19 protein-coding genes are annotated in these 22,163 nt (G+C 57.1%); 12 read left to right on the top strand and 7 right to left on the bottom strand.

The features are described 5' to 3' along the window. Positions 1–56 precede the first annotated feature (56 nt). The 4 genes from katG to metB all read right to left on the bottom strand — a co-directional run bounded on the left by katG (position 57) and on the right by metB (position 7,094). Positions 57–2,237 carry a catalase/peroxidase HPI gene (gene katG, locus ACOTXT_RS08510; RefSeq protein ID WP_023293593.1) on the bottom strand — a complete coding sequence of 727 codons (2,181 nt, stop codon included), beginning with the start codon at positions 2,235–2,237 and terminating at the stop codon, positions 57–59. Between the two features lie 147 nt (positions 2,238–2,384). After that, positions 2,385–3,272 carry a methylenetetrahydrofolate reductase gene (metF, locus tag ACOTXT_RS08505; protein ID WP_008501796.1) on the bottom strand — a complete coding sequence of 296 codons (888 nt, stop codon included), beginning with the start codon at positions 3,270–3,272 and terminating at the stop codon, positions 2,385–2,387. A 226-nt stretch (positions 3,273–3,498) separates the two neighbouring features. Further along, entirely contained in the window at positions 3,499–5,931 is a 2,433-nt protein-coding gene (locus ACOTXT_RS08500) for a bifunctional aspartate kinase/homoserine dehydrogenase II (RefSeq protein ID WP_008501797.1), read from the bottom strand. A 2-nt stretch (positions 5,932–5,933) separates the two neighbouring features. Continuing rightward, positions 5,934–7,094, bottom strand: a complete 1,161-nt coding sequence (metB, locus tag ACOTXT_RS08495) for a cystathionine gamma-synthase (protein ID WP_021242813.1) — start codon at positions 7,092–7,094, stop codon at positions 5,934–5,936. 276 nt (positions 7,095–7,370) lie between these two features. Here metB and metJ point away from each other — a divergent pair, with 276 nt between their 5' ends. Beyond that, entirely contained in the window at positions 7,371–7,688 is a 318-nt protein-coding gene (gene metJ / locus ACOTXT_RS08490) for a met regulon transcriptional regulator MetJ (protein WP_003862042.1), read from the top strand. A 48-nt stretch (positions 7,689–7,736) separates the two neighbouring features. Here the strand turns inward: metJ and rpmE are convergent, their stop codons facing one another. Further along, entirely contained in the window at positions 7,737–7,949 is a 213-nt protein-coding gene (rpmE, locus tag ACOTXT_RS08485; RefSeq protein ID WP_003862040.1) for a 50S ribosomal protein L31, read from the bottom strand. 200 nt (positions 7,950–8,149) lie between these two features. Here rpmE and priA point away from each other — a divergent pair, with 200 nt between their 5' ends. From priA to rraA, 7 genes are all read left to right on the top strand, one after another. Continuing rightward, positions 8,150–10,345 (top strand): primosomal protein N', encoded by a 2,196-nt coding sequence (gene priA, locus ACOTXT_RS08480; protein WP_025912299.1) that lies wholly within the window; start codon positions 8,150–8,152, stop codon positions 10,343–10,345. A gap of 119 nt (positions 10,346–10,464) precedes the next feature. Next, on the top strand, positions 10,465–11,490 hold the full coding sequence (gene cytR, locus ACOTXT_RS08475) for a DNA-binding transcriptional regulator CytR (RefSeq protein ID WP_333164981.1): 1,026 nt from the start codon (positions 10,465–10,467) through the stop codon (positions 11,488–11,490). Between the two features lie 93 nt (positions 11,491–11,583). Beyond that, entirely contained in the window at positions 11,584–12,573 is a 990-nt protein-coding gene (ftsN, locus tag ACOTXT_RS08470) for a cell division protein FtsN (protein WP_032622950.1), read from the top strand. Positions 12,574–12,667: 94 nt separating this feature from the next. Next, positions 12,668–13,198 carry an ATP-dependent protease subunit HslV gene (hslV, locus tag ACOTXT_RS08465; RefSeq protein ID WP_008501802.1) on the top strand — a complete coding sequence of 177 codons (531 nt, stop codon included), beginning with the start codon at positions 12,668–12,670 and terminating at the stop codon, positions 13,196–13,198. A 9-nt stretch (positions 13,199–13,207) separates the two neighbouring features. After that, entirely contained in the window at positions 13,208–14,542 is a 1,335-nt protein-coding gene (hslU, locus tag ACOTXT_RS08460) for an HslU--HslV peptidase ATPase subunit (RefSeq protein ID WP_008501803.1), read from the top strand. A 68-nt stretch (positions 14,543–14,610) separates the two neighbouring features. After that, positions 14,611–15,531 (top strand): 1,4-dihydroxy-2-naphthoate polyprenyltransferase, encoded by a 921-nt coding sequence (menA, locus tag ACOTXT_RS08455; RefSeq protein ID WP_008501804.1) that lies wholly within the window; start codon positions 14,611–14,613, stop codon positions 15,529–15,531. A gap of 92 nt (positions 15,532–15,623) precedes the next feature. Next, on the top strand, positions 15,624–16,109 hold the full coding sequence (gene rraA, locus ACOTXT_RS08450; RefSeq protein ID WP_008501805.1) for a ribonuclease E activity regulator RraA: 486 nt from the start codon (positions 15,624–15,626) through the stop codon (positions 16,107–16,109). 583 nt (positions 16,110–16,692) lie between these two features. Here rraA and zapB read toward each other — a convergent pair. Then, entirely contained in the window at positions 16,693–16,932 is a 240-nt protein-coding gene (gene zapB, locus ACOTXT_RS08445) for a septal ring assembly protein ZapB (RefSeq protein ID WP_333164978.1), read from the bottom strand. Between the two features lie 410 nt (positions 16,933–17,342). Here zapB and ACOTXT_RS08440 point away from each other — a divergent pair, with 410 nt between their 5' ends. The 4 genes from ACOTXT_RS08440 (at position 17,343) to fpr (ending at position 21,690) form a co-directional block, all read left to right on the top strand. Further along, positions 17,343–18,188, top strand: a complete 846-nt coding sequence (locus ACOTXT_RS08440) for an MIP/aquaporin family protein (RefSeq protein ID WP_014885705.1) — start codon at positions 17,343–17,345, stop codon at positions 18,186–18,188. A 21-nt stretch (positions 18,189–18,209) separates the two neighbouring features. Further along, the gene (gene glpK, locus ACOTXT_RS08435) at positions 18,210–19,718 is read left to right on the top strand and encodes a glycerol kinase GlpK (RefSeq protein WP_008501808.1); all 1,509 of its coding nucleotides are present in this window, start codon (positions 18,210–18,212) and stop codon (positions 19,716–19,718) included. A gap of 118 nt (positions 19,719–19,836) precedes the next feature. Further along, entirely contained in the window at positions 19,837–20,847 is a 1,011-nt protein-coding gene (glpX, locus tag ACOTXT_RS08430; RefSeq protein ID WP_333164975.1) for a class II fructose-bisphosphatase, read from the top strand. Between the two features lie 96 nt (positions 20,848–20,943). Continuing rightward, positions 20,944–21,690, top strand: a complete 747-nt coding sequence (fpr, locus tag ACOTXT_RS08425; RefSeq protein ID WP_262818598.1) for a ferredoxin--NADP(+) reductase — start codon at positions 20,944–20,946, stop codon at positions 21,688–21,690. On the opposite strand, the gene ACOTXT_RS08420 is transcribed toward fpr, so the two are convergent. Beyond that, positions 21,691–22,110 (bottom strand): DUF805 domain-containing protein, encoded by a 420-nt coding sequence (locus ACOTXT_RS08420; RefSeq protein WP_008501811.1) that lies wholly within the window; start codon positions 22,108–22,110, stop codon positions 21,691–21,693. Between the last annotated feature and the right edge of the window lie 53 nt (positions 22,111–22,163).

Here is a 22,163-nt window from a genome sequence, read left to right as displayed (position 1 = left end):
ACATGGCACTTTAATTTGTAGGCCGGGTAAGGCGTAGCCGCCACCCGGCACACTGGCTACTTCACGTCAAACCGATCCAGATCCATGACCTTCGCCCAGGCGGCAACGAAGTCGCGGACAAACTTCTCATGCGCATCATCGCTGGCGTAAACCTCGGCCAGCGCGCGCAGGACGGCGTTAGAGCCGAAGACCAGATCGGCGCGGGTGGCGGTATATTTCACTTCACCGCTGGTGCGATCGCTTCCGGCAAACAGCTCATTGGACTCATCGGTCGCCTTCCACTGCGTGTTCATATCCAGCAGGTTCACGAAGAAATCAGTGCTCAGCACGCCCTCACGGTTGGTGAACACGCCGTTCTTGCTGCCATCAAAGTTGGCACCCAGTACGCGCAGGCCGCCGATCAGCACCGTCAGTTCTGGCGCAGTCAGCGTCAGCTGTTGGGCTTTATCAATCAGCAGAGACTCCGTGGTGGACACATCCACCTGCGCACGGTAGTTGCGGAAACCATCGGCAATCGGTTCGAGCAGGTTAAACATCTCGATATCCGTCTGATCCTGACGCGCATCAACGCGGCCCGGCGTGAACGGTACGGTGACATACACACCTGCCGCTTTTGCGGCCTGCTCAACGCCTACCACGCCCGCCAGCACGATGATATCGGCCAGGGAGGCTTTGTTGGTGGTGCGCTGGATAGCTTCCAGGGCTGGCAGCGCGCGAACCGCCGCAGCGTTCACGTCCCAGTCACGCTGAGGCGCCAGCGCCAGACGCGCGCCGTTGGCACCGCCACGCTTATCGCCACCGCGGAAGGTCGAGGCTGACGCCCAGGCAACGGAAACCAGTTCGCTCACGGAGAGACCAGAGGCAGCAATTTCCGCCTTCAGGCTTTCAATGTCTTCTTTCGTCGGATTGAACACCGCCTGCGGCAGCGGGTCCTGCCAAATCAGATCTTCTTTCGGCACTTCCGGGCCAAGGTAACGCGATTTTGGCCCCATATCACGGTGGGTCAGCTTGAACCAGGCACGCGCGAAGGCTTCGTTGAAGGCCTGCGGATCGTTCAGGAAGCGGCGGGAAATCTTTTCGAATTCCGGGTCGAAGCGCAGCGTCAGGTCGGTGACCAGCATGGTAGGCTTGCGTTTTTTCGACGGGTCGAACGGATCGGGCATGATTTCCGGCGCATCCACGGCTTCAAACTGAATCGCCCCTGCCGGACTGCGGGTCTGTACCCATTCGTATTTGAACAGGTTCTCGAAGAAGTAGTTGCTCCACTGGGTCGGGGTTTGTGACCAGATGACTTCCAGACCGGAGGTAATGGCATCAGCGCCAACCCCCGTGCCGTGCGTGCTGGCCCAGCCCAGGCCCTGTGCTTCAATCGGTGAGGCTTCGGGGTCGGTACCCACGTGGGTGGCTTCACCCGCGCCGTGAGTCTTCCCGAGGGTGTGGCCGCCTGCAATCAGCGCGACGGTCTCTTCGTCGTTCATGCCCATGTTGCCGAAGGTTGCGCGAATCGCTGCCGCCGCTGACAGCGGTTCACCGCTGGCGTTCGGCCCTTCCGGGTTCACGTAGATCAGGCCCATTTCGGTGGCTGCCAGAGGACGCTTAGCCAGCGCTTCCGGGTCACGGTGGGTCAGCCAGGCTTTTTCATCACCCCAGTTCACGTCCAGATCCGGTTCCCAGACGTCTTCACGCCCGGCACCAAAACCAAAGGTACGGAAGCCGGAGTTCTCCAGCGCCACGTTACCCGCGAGGATAAACAGGTCGGCCCAGGAGATTTTTTGTCCGTATTTTTTCTTGATAGGCCACAGCAGACGGCGCGCTTTATCGAGGCTTACGTTATCCGGCCAGGAGTTCAGTGGCGCAAAGCGCTGTTGACCGCGTCCTGCCCCACCGCGCCCGTCCACGGAGCGATAGGTACCCGCACCGTGCCACGCCATACGGATAAACAGGCCCGCATAGCTGCCCCAGTCGGCAGGCCACCACGGTTGAGAGTCGGTTAAAAGTGCTTTGAGGTCGCCTTTAAGGGCAGAGTAATCAAGCTTGCTGAATTCTTTGCGGTAGTCGAAGTCTTCACCCAGCGGGTTCGAACGATTGGAATGTTGGTTAAGAAGATCGATGCGGAGTTGTTTTGGCCACCAGTCGCGGCTGCCTGTACCTGCGCCCGCGCTGTGATCGACGCCGCCCTGATGGAACGGGCATTTGCCGACTGATGCCGCTTTATTGGTCTCGTCTGACGTGCTCATCGCTATGCTCCCTTTTACAGTGTTACCGTTACGATATACACCACTAGCAATAAGTTATAGTTGAATTAATCCACAGATTCGATAGCTGATACCTTTTAACTTTTTACCCTGTTAAAAAGCCCTCTATTTAAGAGGGCTTTCGGTGTTTTACGCGGGGCGAACGCCCAAAGTATGGCAGATGGCATAGCTCATCTCCGCGCGGTTTAGCGTGTAGAAGTGGAAGTCTTTCACCCCTTCACGGCTTAAGATTTTCACCATGTCCATGGCGATATTGGCCCCCACCAGCTTGCGGGTTTCCGGGTCATCGTCCAGACCTTCGTACATTTTGGACATCCACAGCGGAATGCGCACGTTGGTCATATCGGCGAATTTCTTCGCCTGTTTGAAGTTAGAGACCGGCAGAATGCCCGGGATAATTTCAACGTCGATGCCCGCGGAGACGCAGCGGTCACGGAAGCGCAGGTAGCTTTCGACATCAAAGAAGAACTGGGTTATAGCGCGGTTGGCACCAGCCTCCACTTTACGCTTGAGGTTAAGCAGATCCGCCTGGGCGCTTTTCGCTTCCGGGTGAACCTCAGGGTAAGCAGCCACGGAGATATCGAAATCTGCCACCTCTTTCAGCAGCCCGACCAGGTCGGCCGCATACATCTCTGGCTTGCCGCTGCCGGGCGGGAGGTCGCCGCGCAGTGCGACAATATGACGGATGCCGTTATTCCAGTAGTCCTGGGCGATGGCACGCAGCTCGTCGCGGGTAGCGTCGATACAGGTGAGGTGCGGCGCCGCTTCCAGACCGGTACGATCTTTGATGCCTTTAATGATGCTGTGCGTACGGTCACGCTCGCCAGAGTTCGCACCGTAGGTCACGGAGACAAACTTTGGTTTCAGGCTGCTGAGACGATCGATAGAGCTCCACAGGGTTTGCTCCATTTCACTGGTGCGCGGCGGGAAAAATTCAAAAGAGACGTTAATCTGACCGTTTACTTCGGCCAGGCTCTGGTTCAGTGCTTCCCGCTGGTTGGCGTGAAAAAAGCTCATACCCTACCCCTATCAATCGCGTGTCATTGTCTGTTGTTTTGTGAACTTCTATACGTTTAGACGTCCAGATGTAAAAATGACGGAAAAGCGGAGGGACGTCAATAGAAATAATCAACAATAACGGTGAGGTTTGCTCAGGGAAGATGAGGGAAATTCATGATGGGGGTGAGTGCATCAGACTGCACTCACCCTAACCCTCTCCCACAGGGAGAGGGAAATTGAGTTTTTACAGCAGCTTAGCCAGACGGTTGATGTCGGACTGGATCGCCCCTGCGGTGACGTCGCGCCCGGCGCCCGGGCCGCGGATCACCAGCGGGTTATCGCGGTACCAGCGGCTTTCGATGGCGAAGACGTTATCGCACGGCAACAGCGCCGCCAGCGGATGTTCAGGACGCACCGCCTCGACACCGACGCGCGCTTTTCCGTTGGCCTCAAAACGTGCCACGTAGCGCAGCACCAGCCCCATCTCGTTCGCCGCTTCCAGACGCTGCACCATCTGCTCGTTAAGCTCTTCACCATTTTCAAAGAAATGATCCACAGAACCCTCTTCACAACCGGCAGGCACCAGCGACTCGACGCGGACGGAATCCGGCTCGATGTCATAACCGGCTTCGCGCGCCAGGATCACCAGCTTACGCATCACGTCTTTACCGGAGAGGTCAACGCGCGGATCGGGTTCCGTTAAGCCCTGCTGCCACGCCTGATCCACCAGGTCAGTGAACGGCACGGTGCCGTCAAACTGCAGGAACAGCCAGGAGAGCGTGCCCGAGAAGATACCGCTCAGCGCCAGAATGCTGTCACCGCTTTCAATCAGGTCACGTACCGTGTGGTTAACCGGCAGGCCAGCCCCAACCGTGGCGTTGTAGAGCCAGTGGCGTCCTGTTTTTTCAAACGCGTCGTGGATCTGGCGGTATTTATCGGTGCTGCTTGCCCCCGCCAGCTTGTTGGCGCTGATGACGTGGAAACCGTGGCTGGCGAAATCAAGATACTGATCGGCAAGCTGTTCGCTGGCGGTAACGTCCAGCACCACCAGATCGTCATACGGGTGCGCGCGCATCCACAGGAACAGCGACTCTTCATCCTGCTCAACGGCTTCATCATTAAAGAAGGCAAGCGCGCGGCTGGCATCCAGCCCTTCGTAGTTCAGCAGGCTGCGGCGACTGTCCACCACGCCTGCGAGAATAAATTCAAACCCGGTACGCGCCGAGAGCGTGACCTGTTCGCGGGCGAACAGCTCCAGCCAGCGGGAACCGATGTTGCCTTTACCAAACAGCACCAGGCCGATGCGTTTTTCCGCGCGGAACAGAGAGGTATGCAGACCCTGAATCAGGCTTTCGGTTGGCCCTTTGCGCAGAACGGCAACCAGGCTGATGCCCTCTTCCGACTGCCAGGTGAACTCTACCGGCTGGCCTTTCAGCTGCTGCCAGAAGCGGTGGCAGTGCAGCGGGTTACGGGTGACGCCCGCGCCCACCATCGCCACCAGCGCCAGCCCCTGACGCAGGCGAAGTTCGCCCGGCAGGCCCGCTTCATCCAGAATTTTCAGCGCGCTGTCCGCCACTTCTGCGGTATAGCAGAACTGCAGCAGCTGGCGGTCATTATGAACACCCACGGCCAGCGGACGCACCTGGGCGCGTTTCAGGATCGTGTCGATCTCTTTATGTGCCAGCCTGAAGTCCTGGCCCGCAGGAACCTGGAACTCAATCAGGCAGATGTCGTCGTGGCTGGTAACAATACGCGCCCCGGTTCCGGAGGCCAGCACGCGCTCAATGCGCGTGGAGCCTTGATCCGGGGTGTAGCTGCAGCGCAGCTGCAGGTCAATATCGCTACCGGAAACCGGCTGCAGCGTACGGGCGTGCAGCACCGGTGCCGCCAGACGCGCCAGCTCGCTGGCTTCATCCAGGCGCAGCAGCGGCAGCAGGCAGGCATCTTTTACTTTGCGCGGGTCCGCGCTATAAACACCGGCCACGTCGCTCCAGATGGTGACGCGGGACACGCCCGCCAAAGCACCGATTTGCGTCGCCGAGTAGTCGGAGCCGTTACGGCCCAGCAGCACGGTTTCACCCGCGTTGCTGCGGCTGATAAAGCCGGTGACCACAATGCGTTTGCCCGGATGCTGCACCAGCAGCTGTTGCAGCAGCGGGTAGGATAACCCTTCATCCACCTGCGGCTGCGCGGCGCGTTCGGCACGCAGGAAATCACGCGCGTCGAGCCAGGCGGCGTCCACGCCCAGGTGTTGCAGAACCGCAGCCATCAGGCGCGCGGACCATACTTCACCGTGGCCCACCACTTCGGCATACACCGCATCGGTAATGCCGCTGTCCAGCAGGGCAGCCAGACGCTCAAGATCGTGCGTAAAGGCGCTGATCAGCCCGTCCGCCACGTCCGCAGGCAGCAGGCCGGCAATCAATTCGCTCTGATAGCGACGTAATGACTGTTGCACCTGATGCGCAGAAAGGCGATCGGTCTGGCTCAGTTTCAGCCAGCTAATCAACTGGTTGGTGGTGCTGCCCGCCGCCGAGACAACCATCATGTCACCCGGCTGTGAATATTCCGTCATGATCCCTGCGACACGCAGGTAACATTTCACATCAGCAAGACTACTACCACCAAACTTGTGCAGCTGACGACCCTTCGCCCCTGCCTGCGCTATCACACTCATGATTACCCCTTGGCTGCGACCCGGAAGCCATTTTCCAGATCGGCAATTAAATCTTCAGAATCTTCGATACCGGTTGAGATCCGCAGCAGCGTCTCAGAAATCCCGGCGGCGGCACGTGCTTCGGGTGCCATACCTGCGTGCGTCATGGTCGCGGCGTGGGAGATCAAGCTTTCAACCCCACCTAAGGATTCCGCCAGCGTAAACAATGACAGCCCGCTCAGGAAGCGACGCAGCGTTTGCTCGTCACCGTCCAGTTCAAAACTTAACATCGCGCCAAACCCTTTCTGCTGGCGCGCGGCAATCTCGTGCCCCTGGTTTTCCGGCAGCGACGGGTGATACAGCTTCTTCACCAGCGGCTGGGTTTTCAGGAAGTCGACAATCGCCTGAGCATTACGCTGCGCCACGTCCATGCGCGGCGACAGCGTACGGATGCCGCGCAACAGCAGGTAGCTGTCGAAGGCGCCTGCGGTGACGCCAATATTATTGGCCCACCATGCCAGTTCGGTGACAACGTCAGGATCTTTGGCAATCACCACACCTGCCACCACGTCAGAATGGCCGTTCAGATATTTAGTGCATGAATGCAACACCAGATCGGCACCCAGTGCGAGTGGGTTCTGAAGGGCCGGACTGAGGAACGTATTATCCACTACACTTATCGCTCCCGCATCCCTTGCGAGCTGACAAATTTTCGCAATATCGACAACGCGCAACAATGGATTGCTTGGACTTTCTACCAGAACCAGCTTCGGTTTCTCTGCCAGCGCCTGTTTCAGCGCCTGTTCATCGTTTTGATCGACAAACAGCACGCGATAGCAGCCGCGTTTTGCCAGGCTATCAAACAGGCGATAGCTGCCGCCGTAGCAATCGTGCGGCGCAACCAGCAGGTCGCCGGGTTTAAGGAACACCGTGGTCACCAGGTGAATGGCGGACATCCCCGTGTTGGTTAATACGGCGCCTGCGCCCCCTTCCAGCTCGGCCAGCGCGCGCTGGGTTACATCACGCGTAGGGTTGCCACGACGCGAGTAGTCATGCGCGCGGGGTTCATTAAATCCGGTGAAATTGTAGGTACTGGAAAGATGAATGGGCGGGACAACGCAGCCGTACTGCTCGTCATCATTTAATCCGCTACGCACTGCGATAGTGGCCTGTTTACGCGTCATGGTGAGGGCTTCCTGGCGAATGAGGTGAAAAGTCAGGCACCAGAGTAAACATTGAAAGTATGGACGTCAATACATCTGGACATCTAAACTTCTTTGCGTATAGATTGAGCAATGCGCAAATAGCCGTTAAAATTATATGCTTTAGTGCACGCTGCAGCGGCAATATCCGTGCCACGGTATCGTCTCTACGGTAAACTAGGCAAGATTGCGGTTCAAAACGGGTGGTTACTGGTTTTGCACCTTTAGATAAATGACTGAGAGGATTAAAGGTATCTCATGGCTGAATGGAGCGGCGAATATATCAGCCCATACGCTGAGCACGGTAAGAAGAGTGAGCAAGTAAAGAAAATTACGGTTTCCATTCCTCTGAAGGTGTTGAAGATCCTCACCGATGAACGTACGCGTCGTCAGGTGAACAACCTGCGCCACGCAACCAACAGCGAACTGCTGTGCGAAGCGTTTCTGCATGCGTTTACCGGTCAACCGTTGCCGAACGATGACGATCTGCGCAAAGAGCGTAGTGATGAAATCCCGGAAGAGGCGAAGGTGATCATGCGTGAACTGGGTATTGACCCGGAGACGTGGGAATACTGAGAAGCGGATACAAAAAAGGCACCTTGCGGTGCCTTTTTTTCGGGAAACTTATTTAGCGCCCGGGATGCTGAAACGCTTGTTGAAGCGGTCAACACGGCCACCGGTTGCAACATCACGCTGCTTACCAGTGTAGAACGGGTGGCATTTGCCGCACACGTCCAGGTTCAGATCGTGACCCACGGTAGAGCGGATCTGGATAGAGTTACCGCAAGAACAGTTTGCAGTAATCATTTCGTATTTCGGGTGAATATCTTTTTTCATGGGAGAACCTCAGTTAAGGCCGCGTCGCTTTTCCAGCCCTAACGCCAGACACCACGCGATGTTGATTGTAAGTTCTTTGGCGTAAAGTACACCAAAGGCGGCGAATCATACAGAATTTGACCAACGTATGCAAACTGATCCGCACGCCGCTTTTACTAATGTGTATACTAACGCGCCACTTTTCAAGTCAGGAAGATTCGATGCCCGTCGCTCACGTTGCCCTGCCCGTTCCGCTTCCCCGCACCTTTGACTATCTGCTGCCCGACAGCATGAGCGCCAAAGCGGGCTGTCGCGTGACCGTGCCGTTTGGCAAACAGCAGCGCGTGGGGATCGTCGTCTCCGTCAGCGATAAGAGCGAACTGCCGCTTAACGAACTGAAATCGGTCGTTGAGGTGCTGGACAGCGAGCCCGTCTACTCCACCAGCACCTGGCGACTGCTGCTGTGGGCGGCGGATTATTATCATCACCCCATCGGCGACGTCCTGTTCCACGCCCTGCCAATTATGCTGCGTCAGGGCAAGAGCGCCAGCCATGCGCCAATGTGGTACTGGTTTGCCACGGAGGAAGGCCAGGCCGTCGACATCAACAGCCTGAAGCGCTCGCAGAAACAGCAGCAGGCGCTGGCGGCGCTGCGTCAGGGGAAAATCTGGCGGCATCAGGTCGACGAGCTTGAGGTCAGCGAAACGGCGCTACAGGCATTAAGAAAGAAAGGGCTGAGCGACCTGGCAAGCGAGGCGCCTGCCCTTAACGACTGGCGGGAGAGTTTCTCCGTTTCAGGGGATCGCCTGCGTCTGAATACCGAGCAGGCCACCGCGGTAGGCGCAATTCATAGCGCCTCCGATCGTTTCTCTGCCTGGCTGCTGGCTGGGGTCACCGGTTCCGGCAAGACCGAAGTTTACCTGAGCGTGCTGGAAAACGTGCTCGCGCAGGGGAAACAGGCGCTGGTGATGGTGCCGGAAATTGGCCTGACGCCGCAAACCATCGCCCGATTCCGCGAACGCTTTAACGCGCCGGTTGAGGTTCTGCACTCCGGCCTGAACGACAGCGAGCGCCTCAGTGCCTGGTTGAAAGCGAAAAACGGCGAAGCGGCGATTGTAATTGGCACCCGCTCGTCGCTGTTCACGCCGTTTAAAAATCTTGGCGTAATCGTGATCGACGAAGAGCACGACAGCTCCTATAAACAGCAGGAAGGCTGGCGCTATCACGCCCGCGATCTGGCCGTCTACCGCGCGCACAGCGAGCAAATTCCCATTGTTCTGGGATCCGCCACGCCTGCGCTCGAAACGCTGCACAACGTGCGCCAGCGTAAATACCACATGCTGCGCCTGACGCGTCGCGCGGGGAATGCCCGTCCGGCCATTCAGCACGTGCTGGATTTGAAAGGTCAGCAGGTCCAGGCGGGGCTAGCGCCCGCGCTTATTACCCGCATGCGCCAGCATTTGCAGGCGGGGAATCAGGTCATTCTGTTCCTCAACCGTCGCGGATTTGCACCTGCCCTGCTGTGCCACGACTGCGGCTGGATTGCCGAATGCCCGCGCTGCGATCACTACTACACCTTCCATCAGGCCCAGCGTCATCTGCGCTGCCACCACTGCGACAGCCAGCGTCCGGTGCCGCGCCAGTGCCCGTCGTGTGGCTCAACGCATATTGTGCCGGTCGGTCTGGGGACGGAACAGCTGGAGCAGGCGCTTGGGCCCTTTTTCCCGGACGTGCCGATTTCGCGTATCGACCGGGACACCACCAGCCGCAAAGGCGCACTCGAACAGCAGCTGGCGGAAGTGCATCGCGGTGGCGCGCGCATCCTGATTGGCACCCAGATGCTGGCCAAAGGCCACCACTTCCCGGACGTGACGCTGGTCGCCCTGCTGGACGTGGACGGCGCGCTGTTCTCGGCAGATTTCCGCTCCGCCGAGCGCTTCGCCCAGCTTTACACCCAGGTTGCCGGACGTGCAGGACGCGCCGGTAAACAGGGCGAAGTGGTGCTGCAAACGCACCACCCGGAGCACCCGCTGCTGCAAACCCTGCTGCACAAAGGCTATGACGCCTTTGCCGAGCAGGCGCTGGCCGAACGCCAGACCATGCAGCTACCGCCGTGGACCAGCCACGTCATCATCCGCGCGGAAGATCATAACAATCAGCAGGCGCCACTTTTCCTGCAGCAGCTGAGAAACCTCCTGCAGGCCAGCCCGCTGGTGGATAGTCAGCTGTGGATTTTGGGCCCGGTGCCTGCCCTCGCGCCAAAACGCGGCGGCCGTTTCCGCTGGCAGATCTTGCTCCAGCACCCCTCGCGTATTCGTCTTCAGCATATTGTTAGCGGCGCGCTGGTGCTGATTAACACCCTGCCCGAAGCGCGAAAAGTGAAGTGGGTCCTGGACGTCGACCCTATCGAAGGCTGAAGCTGGATCGAAAAATTTAACGCTCCTCACACTTTTTATGAAAATTCTGTAACCGATTCCATTAACTATCTGTAAAAATGGTGATGTCAGAAGTTCGGTGTTCAGGCGAGGAGAAGACGTTGAAGTCCAGGAAAGAGGTTGCCACAGCGACCATGAAAGACGTTGCCGAGAAAGCACAAGTCTCAACGGCAACCGTGTCCCGCGCATTAATGAACCCGGACAAAGTCTCCCAGGCGACCCGTAACAAGGTTGAGCAGGCAGCGCTGGAAGTGGGTTACTTCCCACAGGCGATGGGACGTAACGTGAAGCGCAATGAATCGCGCACTATCCTGGTGATTGTGCCGGACATCTGCGATCCGTTCTTCAGCGAGATTATCCGCGGTATTGAAGTCACGGCGGCGGAGCAGGGGTACCTGGTCCTGATTGGCGACTGCGCCCATCAGAACCAACAGGAAAAAACCTTCATCGACCTCATCATCACCAAGCAGATCGACGGCATGCTGCTGCTTGGCTCTCGCCTGCCGTTTGATGCCAGCATCGAAGAGCAGCGTAATTTACCGCCGATGGTGATGGCCAACGAGTTTGCGCCAGAGCTGGAGCTGCCGACGGTCCATATCGATAACCTTACCGCCGCGTTCAACGCCGTAAACTATCTCCAGGAGCTGGGGCACAAGCGTATAGGCTGCATTGCCGGGCCGGAAGAGATGCCGCTGTGTCACTACCGCCTGCAGGGATACGTTCAGGCGCTGCGCCGTACCGGCGCTACGGTCGATCCGCATTACATTGCGCGCGGAGACTTTACCTTCGCAGCCGGTGGACAGGCGCTGGAAAAGCTTCTGGACCTGCCTGAACCGCCAACCGCCGTATTTTGTCACAGCGACGTGATGGCGCTGGGTGCATTATCGTATGCCAAACGCCGCGGCCTTCGCATACCGATAGATTTATCCATCATCGGATTCGATAATATTTCGCTTTCGGAATTTTGCGATCCGCCGCTCTCAACGGTCGCTCAGCCGCGCTACCAAATCGGCCGCGAAGCGATGCTGCTTCTGCTGGATCAGCTTCACGGTCAAACAGTTAGCAGCGGCTCACGGTTGCTGGACTGCGAACTGATCGTCCGCGGCACGACCCAGGCATTGACTTAAAGTAAACGTCTTTCGGATACCCTTATCTGGTCAAAGCCCCGCCGCTTAAGTAACATGGCGGACTGACGAACGAATAAATACAGCGAAACGATAGTGGCACAACGAGATTATGTACGTCGCGGCCAGCCGGCACCTTCGCGACGCAAAAAGAGTAGCTCAAGAAAAAAGCAACGTAACCTGCCTGCTGTCTCGCCAGCAATGGTCGCTATTGCTGCGGCTGTAGTCGTCGCCTTTATTGGTGGCCTGTACTTTATCACGCACCATAAAAAAGAAGAGTCTGAGGCGCTTCAGGCCAGTAAAGTCGCCGGAAATGGCCTCCCTCCGAAGCCTGAAGAGCGCTGGCGCTATATCAAAGAGCTGGAAAGCCGTCAGCCTGGGGTACGTGCGCCAACGGAACCTTCTGCGGGTGGTGAAGTACAGAATGCGAATCAGCTGACGGATGAACAGCGTCAGCTGCTGGCACAAATGCAGGCCGATATGCGCCAGCAGCCTACGCAGCTGAACGAAGTGCCGTGGAATGAGCAGACGCCGGAACAGCGTCAGCAAACGCTGCAGCGTCGCCAGGCACAACAGCAGATTCAGCAGCAACAGCAGTGGGCGCAAACCCAGCCGGTACAGCAGCCGAAGGCACAGCCGCGGGTAACGGAACAGCCGTATCAGCAGCCGACGCGTACGGTGCAGTCTCAGCCTGTCCAGCAGCAGCCTAAAGCGCAGCAGCAGAAGCAGGCGGCTCAGCCGTATCAGGATCTGCTCCAGACGCCAGCGCATACCACTGCGCAGCAGCCGAAAACGCAGCAGGCCGCGCCGGTCACGAAAGAGACCGAAGCGCCGAAGCAGACGGCGGAGAAAAAAGACGAACGTCGCTGGATGGTACAGTGCGGTTCGTTCAAAGGTGCGGAGCAGGCGGAAACGGTGCGCGCGCAGCTGGCCTTTGAAGGGTTTGATTCGCGTATTACCACCAATAACGGCTGGAATCGCGTGGTGATTGGTCCGGTCAAAGGCAAAGAAAATGCCGATGGCACCCTTTCTCGTTTGAAAATCGCCGGTCACACAAACTGCATTCGACTCGCCTCCGGGGGTTGAAACCCCCAAAATCCCCCCCATCTATCATTTAATTCAGCCCTGGGCACAGGCTCAGGGCTTCTGTTTCCCGATTCTGTAACCAGGGGGTCTGCTCGTGACAACAATAGTAAGTGTACGCCGTAACGGCCATGTGGTAATCGCCGGTGATGGCCAGGCCACGCTGGGTAATACCGTCATGAAAGGCAACGTGAAGAAAGTGCGTCGTCTCTACAACGACAAAGTGATCGCCGGCTTTGCAGGCGGCACGGCGGATGCCTTCACGCTGTTTGAACTGTTTGAACGTAAACTGGAAATGCACCAGGGTCATCTGGTGAAAGCCGCCGTTGAGCTGGCAAAAGACTGGCGTACCGACCGCATGCTGCGCAAGCTCGAAGCGCTGCTGGCGGTCGCTGATGAGACCGCATCGCTTATCATCACCGGTAACGGTGACGTGATTCAGCCGGAAAATGACCTGATTGCCATCGGCTCTGGCGGCCCTTATGCCCAGGCTGCTGCCCGCGCACTGTTGGAAAATACCGACATGAACGCGCGTGATATCGCGGTGAAGGCGTTGGATATTGCAGGTGATATCTGCATCTATACCAACCACAACCACACCATCGAAGAATTGACCTCCAAAGCGTAAGGATCTCCCATGTCTGAAATGACCCCACGCGAAATTGTCAGCGAACTGAACAAACACATTATCGGCCAGGATAACGCCAAGCGTTCCGTGGCTATCGCCCTGCGTAACCGCTGGCGTCGTATGCAGCTTGACGAAGAGCTGCGCCACGAAGTGACGCCGAAAAACATTCTGATGATCGGCCCGACCGGCGTCGGTAAAACCGAAATCGCCCGTCGTCTGGCGAAGCTGGCCAACGCACCGTTCATCAAAGTTGAAGCCACCAAGTTCACCGAAGTGGGCTATGTGGGTAAAGAAGTGGACTCCATCATCCGCGATCTGACCGACTCGGCGATCAAAATGGTGCGCGTCCAGGCCATTGAGAAAAACCGCTATCGCGCGGAAGAGATGGCCGAAGAGCGCATTCTCGACGTGCTGATCCCACCGGCAAAAAACAACTGGGGTCAGGCTGAACAGCAGGCGGAACCGTCTGCGGCGCGTCAGGCGTTCCGCAAAAAGCTGCGTGAAGGCCAGCTGGATGATAAAGAGATTGAGATCGATCTCGCTGCCGCGCCAATGGGTGTGGAAATCATGGCACCTCCGGGAATGGAAGAGATGACCAGCCAGCTGCAGTCCATGTTCCAGAACCTGGGCGGTCAGAAGCAAAAAACGCGTAAGCTGAAAATCAAAGACGCGATGAAGCTGCTGATTGAAGAAGAAGCGGCGAAGCTGGTGAATCCGGAAGAGCTGAAGCAGGACGCTATCGACGCGGTTGAGCAGCACGGTATCGTGTTTATCGACGAAATAGACAAAATTTGTAAGCGCGGCGGCAACAGCTCCGGCCCGGATGTATCCCGCGAAGGCGTTCAGCGCGACCTGCTGCCGCTGGTAGAAGGCTGCACCGTCTCAACCAAGCACGGCATGGTGAAAACGGACCACATCCTGTTTATCGCATCAGGTGCCTTCCAGGTTGCCAGCCCGTCGGATCTGATCCCGGAACTGCAGGGCCGTCTGCCTATCCGCGTTGAGCTGCAGGCGCTGACGACCGAAGACTTCGAACGTATCCTGACCGAGCCAAACGCCTCTGCAACCGTTCAGTACAAAGCGCTGATGGCGACCGAAGGCGTGAACCTCGAGTTCACCGAAGACGGTATCAAACGTATTGCCCAGGCCGCATGGCAGGTGAACGAAACCACCGAAAACATCGGTGCGCGTCGTCTGCATACCGTGCTGGAACGCCTGGTGGAAGATATCTCTTACGACGCGAGCGATCTGAACGGTCAAACCGTTACCATTGACGCAGAATATGTGAGTAAACATCTGGATGCGTTAGTGGCAGATGAAGATCTGAGCCGTTTTATCCTATAATCGCGGTTACTGGATTCTCATCACGTTTAATGGGGGCTAATGCCCCCATTTTTATTGGCTAAATACTTATGACTGACATCAGCCGTACTCAGGCGTGGCTCGAAAGTCTGCGCCCTAAAACACTCCCTCTGGCCTTTGCCGCGATTATCGTCGGTACGGCGCTTGCCTGGTGGCAGGGTTATTTCGATCCGCTGGTTGCCGCGCTGGCATTGATTACCGCCGGCCTGCTGCAAATTCTCTCCAACCTCGCCAACGACTATGGCGACGCGGTGAAAGGCAGCGACAAACCTGACCGTATCGGGCCGCTGCGTGGGATGCAAAAAGGGGTGATTACCCAGGCGCAGATGAAACGCGCGCTGATTATCACCGTGGTGCTGATCTGTTTATCGGGTCTGGCGCTGGTGACAGTGGCGTCTAAGACCCCCAGCGATTTTATTGGCTTCCTGGTGCTGGGTTTATTGGCCATTATCGCAGCCATCACCTACACCGTCGGCACGCGTCCTTACGGCTACATTGGGCTCGGGGATATCTCCGTACTGGTGTTCTTCGGCTGGCTGAGCGTGATGGGAAGCTGGTACTTACAGGCGCATACGGTGATCCCTGCGCTGTTCCTGCCTGCGACCGCCTGCGGTCTGCTGGCGACCGCGGTGCTCAACATCAACAACCTGCGCGATATCGACAGCGACCGGGAGAACGGCAAAAACACCCTGGCGGTCCGTCTGGGGCCGGTGAATGCGCGTCGCTACCATGCCTGCCTGCTGATGGGTGCTCTGGTCTGCCTGGCGCTGTTTAACCTGATTTCCCTGCACAGTCTGTGGGGCTGGCTGTTTGTGCTTGCCGCGCCGCTGCTGATTAAGCAGGCCCGTTTTGTGATGCGTGAACGCAGCCCGGCCGCCATGCCGCCGATGCTGGAGCGCACGGTAAAAGGCGCGCTGCTGACTAACCTGTTGTTCGTCATCGGGATTGTCTTAAGCCAGACGCTCAGTTAGCTGACAAATATCAATTAACAATTGATGATTTTGCCAACAACGCATTTCGCACGATATACTGAACACATTCGCAGCAACTGAGCGTTAAACCTATGAAATACGATACCTCCGAGCTTTGTGACATCTACCAGGAAGATGTCAACGTCGTTGAACCGCTGTTCTCCAACTTTGGTGGGCGGTCGTCGTTTGGCGGACAGATCGTCACGGTGAAATGTTTCGAGGATAACGGGTTGTTGTACGATCTGCTCGAACAGAACGGCCGTGGCCGCGTACTGGTGGTCGATGGCGGTGGTTCCGTACGCCGCGCATTGATTGATGCTGAACTGGCCGGTATTGCCGCACAAAACGAGTGGGAAGGCATTGTGGTGTACGGTTCCGTGCGTCAGGTGGACGATCTGGAAGACCTGGATATCGGGATTCAGGCCATCGCGGCCATACCGGTAGGGGCGGCAGGTGACGGCATCGGCGAAAGCGACGTGCGCGTTAACTTCGGCGGCGTGACCTTCTTCTCCGGCGACCATCTCTACGCCGATAATACCGGCATTATCCTTTCCGAAGATCCGCTGGATATCGAGTAATAAAACCGTAAGCGTGAACCATAAAAAAACCGCCAACAGTAATGTGGCGGTTTTTTTGTCCCTCGGGATTCGCGGTCCGTTGGGAAGGCTTGCAACCTTTGACCAGGATTTTTATCTTACCCTGATTCAAATCTCAGGTAATCCCCTCGACCCTTTATAAATTCCTAATTATCTATACAGACCTTAACTACGCTGCTGTTGCTTACTATGATGCTGCGTCCCTTTCCGCCATCTCGCACATGGGCATCGGTCCAGGGAAAGGTGTCTTCACAACCGTAAAGCAACCCTTGATCAGGCTTGTGTCCACCGACTTATCACCGGTGGTGAACGGTGGAGCGGTTAGCTGCAGGGACCGCATAATGAAACGCTATTTATGTATCGCGTTCATTGTCGCCAGCGTACTCGTTGTAAAGAGTGATGAACCGAATGTGTTCGTTGCTTTTACTATGATAGCGCAGGACAAGTAGCGTTAAGGCCGCCTCTGGCGGCCTTTTTTATGGTGATCGCCGACTGACATCAAACCATAAAAAAAGCCGGGTGGCGGCTTCGCCTTACCCGGCCTACTCATTAATCCCAATGGGAATTAAACCTCTTCCATACGTCCCAGCAGCGCCTGCAGGCGATCCTGCCAGCCGTTCTGCTGTTCGCGCAGCTGGTTGTTTTCGCGCTCCAGTTCTTCGCGGCTGTGCTGCGCGTTCTGTATTTCCTGCGCCAGGCTGCTGTTCTTCTCTTTCAGCTCTTCAATTTCCATCTGCAGCAGGGTGATGGTGTCAATCGCCTGCTGTACTTTCGATTCCAGTTTCTCAAACACTTCTAAAGACATGATGCTACCTCTCCTGAATTGCAAGGCGACGCTTTAACATAAACGCGCACGACATATACCGTCGATTGTATGGAGCGCGGCGCTCTGTGTCCAGCGACACACCGCGCAGATCGCGGTTTGCAACACTTTTAGGTCTGGTCCTGGTGCGTTCGCGTCATATACCCCTAAATTGTTAACTGATTCGTTAATGAAATGATTCAGCTCACATTCCTGTACTGATCCTGTACTGCTGCAAAAATGTGCTTTATGGCGCGAAAACGCTCATTTTATTGACGCAGACCACACATTTCGATTTCGATATTTCTCGTTTTTGCTCGTTAACGATAAATTAACACTATGTCTACAGGGCATCGTGGCTGTCACGGGCGGCCATGCTAACAATAAACATCAATTTCTTCAGGATTCCGATTATGAGTCAGACATCAACCTTAAAAGGCCAGTGCATTGCCGAGTTCCTTGGTACCGGGTTGTTGATATTCTTCGGAGTGGGCTGTGTCGCTGCACTGAAAGTGGCGGGTGCCAGTTTTGGTCAGTGGGAAATCAGTATCATCTGGGGTCTGGGCGTGGCGATGGCCATCTACCTGACTGCAGGGGTGTCTGGTGCACATCTTAACCCGGCGGTGACTATCGCACTGTGGCTGTTCGCGTGCTTCGACGGACGCAAAGTAGTTCCTTTCATTCTTTCTCAGTTTGCCGGCGCGTTTTGCGCAGCGGCGTTAGTTTACGGGCTTTATTACAATCTTTTCATCGACTTCGAACAGACGCATCATATGGTGCGCGGCAGCGTCGAAAGTCTGGATCTGGCAGGCATCTTCTCAACCTATCCAAACCCGCATATCAATTTTGTGCAGGCGTTCGCAGTTGAAATGGTGATTACCGCTATTCTGATGGGCGTTATCCTGGCGCTGACCGACGACGGAAACGGCATTCCGCGCGGCCCGCTGGCCCCACTGCTGATTGGCCTGCTGATTGCGGTGATTGGTGCCTCCATGGGCCCGCTGACCGGCTTCGCGATGAACCCGGCGCGTGATATCGGACCTAAAGCGTTCGCCTTTATCGCAGGCTGGGGCGACGTCGCCTTCACCGGTGGCAAAGACATTCCTTACTTCCTGGTACCGCTGTTTGCGCCAGTTGTCGGGGCTGCGCTGGGTGCGTTCAGCTACCGCAAATTAATTGGTCGCCATTTACCGTGCGACACTTGTGTGGAAGAGGAGAAGGAAACGACTTCTACCGCACAACAAAAAGCTTCGCTGTAATCTGACTACGGGACACATACCATGACCGAAAAAAAATATATCGTTGCGCTCGACCAGGGCACTACCAGCTCCCGCGCTGTCGTAATGGATCATGACGCGAACATCGTCAGCGTGTCACAGCGCGAATTTGAGCAAATTTATCCTCGTCCAGGCTGGGTCGAACACGACCCAATGGAGATCTGGGCGTCACAAAGCTCCACGCTGGTCGAAGTGCTGGCAAAAGCCGATATCAGTTCCGACGAGATTGCCGCGATTGGTATCACTAACCAGCGTGAAACGACGATTGTCTGGGAACGTGAAACCGGTAAGCCTATTTACAACGCCATCGTCTGGCAGTGCCGCCGTACCTCTGAGATCTGCGAGCAGCTGAAGCGCGACGGCATGGAAGAGTACGTGCGCAGCGCCACCGGTCTGGTGGTTGACCCGTATTTCTCCGGCACAAAAGTGAAGTGGATCCTCGACCACGTGGAAGGTTCACGCGAGCGTGCAAAACGCGGCGAGCTGCTGTTCGGCACCGTCGACACCTGGCTTATCTGGAAGATGACCCAGGGACGCGTCCACGTCACCGACTACACCAACGCCTCGCGTACCATGCTGTTCAACATCAACACCCTGGAGTGGGATGACAAGATGCTGGACGCGCTGGATATCCCACGCGCGATGCTGCCTGACGTGCGCAAGTCTTCTGAGGTTTACGGCCAGACCAACATCGGCGGTAAAGGCGGCACCCGTATTCCTATCGCCGGTATTGCCGGTGACCAGCAGGCGGCGCTGTTCGGCCAGCTGTGCGTCAAAGAAGGGATGGCGAAGAACACCTACGGCACCGGCTGCTTTATGCTGATGAACACCGGCGAGAAAGCGGTGAAATCAGAAAACGGCCTGCTGACCACCATCGCCTGTGGACCACGCGGCGAAGTGAACTATGCCCTGGAAGGTGCGGTGTTCATGGCCGGTGCGTCTATCCAGTGGCTGCGCGACGAGATGAAGCTGATCAGCGATGCGTTCGACTCCGAGTACTTCGCGACCAAAGTGAAAGACACCAACGGCGTGTACGTGGTGCCTGCGTTCACCGGTCTGGGCGCGCCGTACTGGGATCCGTATGCACGCGGCGCAATTTTTGGCCTGACGCGTGGTGTTAACTCTAACCACATTATTCGCGCCACCCTGGAATCCATCGCCTACCAGACGCGCGACGTGCTGGAAGCGATGCAGGCGGACTCCGGCATTCGTCTGCACGCCCTGCGCGTGGACGGCGGTGCGGTCGCGAATAACTTCCTGATGCAGTTCCAGTCCGACATTCTGGGCACCCGCGTTGAGCGTCCTGAAGTGCGTGAAGTCACGGCGCTGGGCGCGGCGTACCTTGCCGGTCTGGCGGTAGGCTTCTGGCAGAACCTGGACGAGCTGCAGGAAAAAGCGGTGATCGAACGCGAATTCCGCCCGGGCATCGAAACCACCGAGCGTAACTTCCGCTACAGCGGCTGGAAGAAAGCGGTGAAACGCGCCCTGGCGTGGGAAGAGCACGAAGAGTAATCATATATTCCCTCTCCCCTGGGGAGAGGGTCAGGGCGAGGGGACCGCACCGGTCCCCTCGCCCCTCCCCACTCTGTGATAAACTTCGTGCAATTCCTTTTGATTGTACGAGTACCTCATGAAACGTGAACTTGCTATCGAGTTTTCCCGCGTCACCGAAGCGGCTGCCCTTGCAGGCTATAAGTGGCTGGGTCGTGGTGACAAAAATACCGCAGACGGCGCAGCCGTCCATGCCATGCGCATTGTGCTTAACCAGGTCAACATCGACGGCACCATCGTGATCGGCGAAGGCGAGATCGACGAAGCGCCAATGCTCTACATCGGTGAAAAAGTCGGTACCGGCAAAGGTGATGCCGTGGATATCGCCGTCGACCCGATCGAAGGTACGCGCATGACCGCAATGGGTCAGGCCAACGCCCTGGCGGTGCTGGCCGTGGGCGATAAGGGCTGCTTCCTCAACGCGCCGGATATGTACATGGAAAAGCTGATTGTCGGTCCTGGCGCGAAAGGCGCAATCGACCTTAGCCTGCCGCTGGAAGAGAACCTGCGTAACGTCGCCCGCGCGCTGAACAAACCGCTGAGCGAACTCACCGTCACCATTCTGGCCAAACCGCGCCACGACGCCACCATCGCGCAGATGCAAAAGCTCGGCGTGCGCGTGTTTGCCATTCCGGATGGTGACGTTGCCGCCTCAATCCTGACCTGCATGCCGGACAGCGAAGTAGACGTGCTGTACGGCATCGGCGGCGCGCCGGAAGGCGTAGTCTCTGCAGCAGTGATCCGCGCGCTGGACGGCGATATGCAGGCTCGTCTGCTGCCCCGCCACGAGGTGAAAGGCGACAGCCAAGAGAACCGCCGTATCGGGGAAAACGAGCTGGCACGCTGCGAAGCGATGGGCATCGAGGCCAACAAAGTGCTGGCGCTGCATGATATGGCCCGTAGCGATAACGTGGTCTTCTCGGCGACAGGTATCACCAAAGGCGATCTGCTGGACGGCATCAGCCGCAAGGGCAATATGGCCACCACTGAAACGCTGCTGATCCGCGGAAAATCACGCACCATTCGCCGCATCCAGTCTATCCACTATCTCGACCGCAAAGACCCGGACGTACAGACGCACATTCTGTAAAACCGTTTGATCGATAGAGCTTTCCGGCCCAAATGGGCTGGAAATCTCCCCGTTAAGTACGGAAGATAGAACAGAGAAACAGCACAGGAGAAGATCATGGCGGACTGGGTAACAGGTAAAGTCACAAAGATACAGTTCTGGACCGATGCGCTATTTAGTCTCACCCTGCATGCTCCCGTCCACCCGTTTAAAGCCGGGCAATTTGCGAAGCTGGGGCTGGATGTCGACGGCGAGCGCGTGCAGCGCGCCTACTCTTACGTTAACGCGCCTGATAACCCGGATCTCGAGTTCTATCTGGTCACCGTACCGGACGGTAAACTCAGCCCGCGCCTTGCCGCCCTCAAGCCCGGCGACGACGTGCAAATCGTGAGTGAAGCAGCAGGCTTCTTTGTGCTCGAAGAGATCCCGGATTGTGACACGCTCTGGATGCTGGCAACCGGTACGGCCATCGGCCCTTATCTCTCTATTTTGCAGTACGGCAAAGACCTGGAGCGTTTTAAAAACATCGTGCTGGTTCACGCTGCGCGCTACGCCGCAGACCTGAGCTACCTGCCGCAGATGCAGACGCTGGAACAGCAGTACGGCGGAAAGTTAAAGATTCAGACGGTGGTCAGCCGCGAAACCGTAGCAGGAACGCTGACCGGTCGCGTGCCGGCGTTAATTGAGAATGGTGCCCTGGAAGAGGCGGTGGGTTTACCGATGACGGCTGAAACCAGCCACGTCATGCTGTGTGGCAACCCGCAGATGGTACGCGACACGCAGCAGCTTCTGAAGGATACCCGGCAGATGACGAAACATCTTCGCCGCCGACCGGGCCATATGACCGCCGAACACTACTGGTGATCAGCGATATTTCACCTCAACGGTGTCTTTACCGTATTTGTTTTCGCTCTGGGTGCCAATAAACGCGCCCAGATCGACAACCATCATCACGAAGATGACCGACGGCAGCAGCCTGCCCACCACCCACGGCAGGATGGACGGAAGCATCGCCCAGTTTCCCGCCACCAGCATCCACGCCAGAATAATCAGAAATGCCCACGCGCCGGAGCGGCCGCGATCGTGCAGGCGTTTCACCACGACAGCCGCCGTTGGCCAGAGCAGGCAGACCAGCGCGAAGGCCGCCGTTTGCGTGCTCAGCCACGCGTTATAGGCGACGAAAAACAGAAGCAGCATGGCGACAACCCACGTCACCATCCAGATCCAGAAATCACGGCGTCCAATACGCCCTTTGAATGAAAACAGCCACTGCTGTATGGTCATGTAAGGTTCCTTATTATCGTTTAGCCCGCATTTTACCCTGGAGTTGTGACCTT

It is taken from the genome of Enterobacter cloacae complex sp. IR5422 (assembly GCF_049238165.1).
Taxonomy (GTDB): domain Bacteria; phylum Pseudomonadota; class Gammaproteobacteria; order Enterobacterales; family Enterobacteriaceae; genus Enterobacter; species Enterobacter roggenkampii.
Note: the sequence above shows the minus strand (reverse complement) of the source record. Positions and strands in the feature narration are given on the sequence as shown.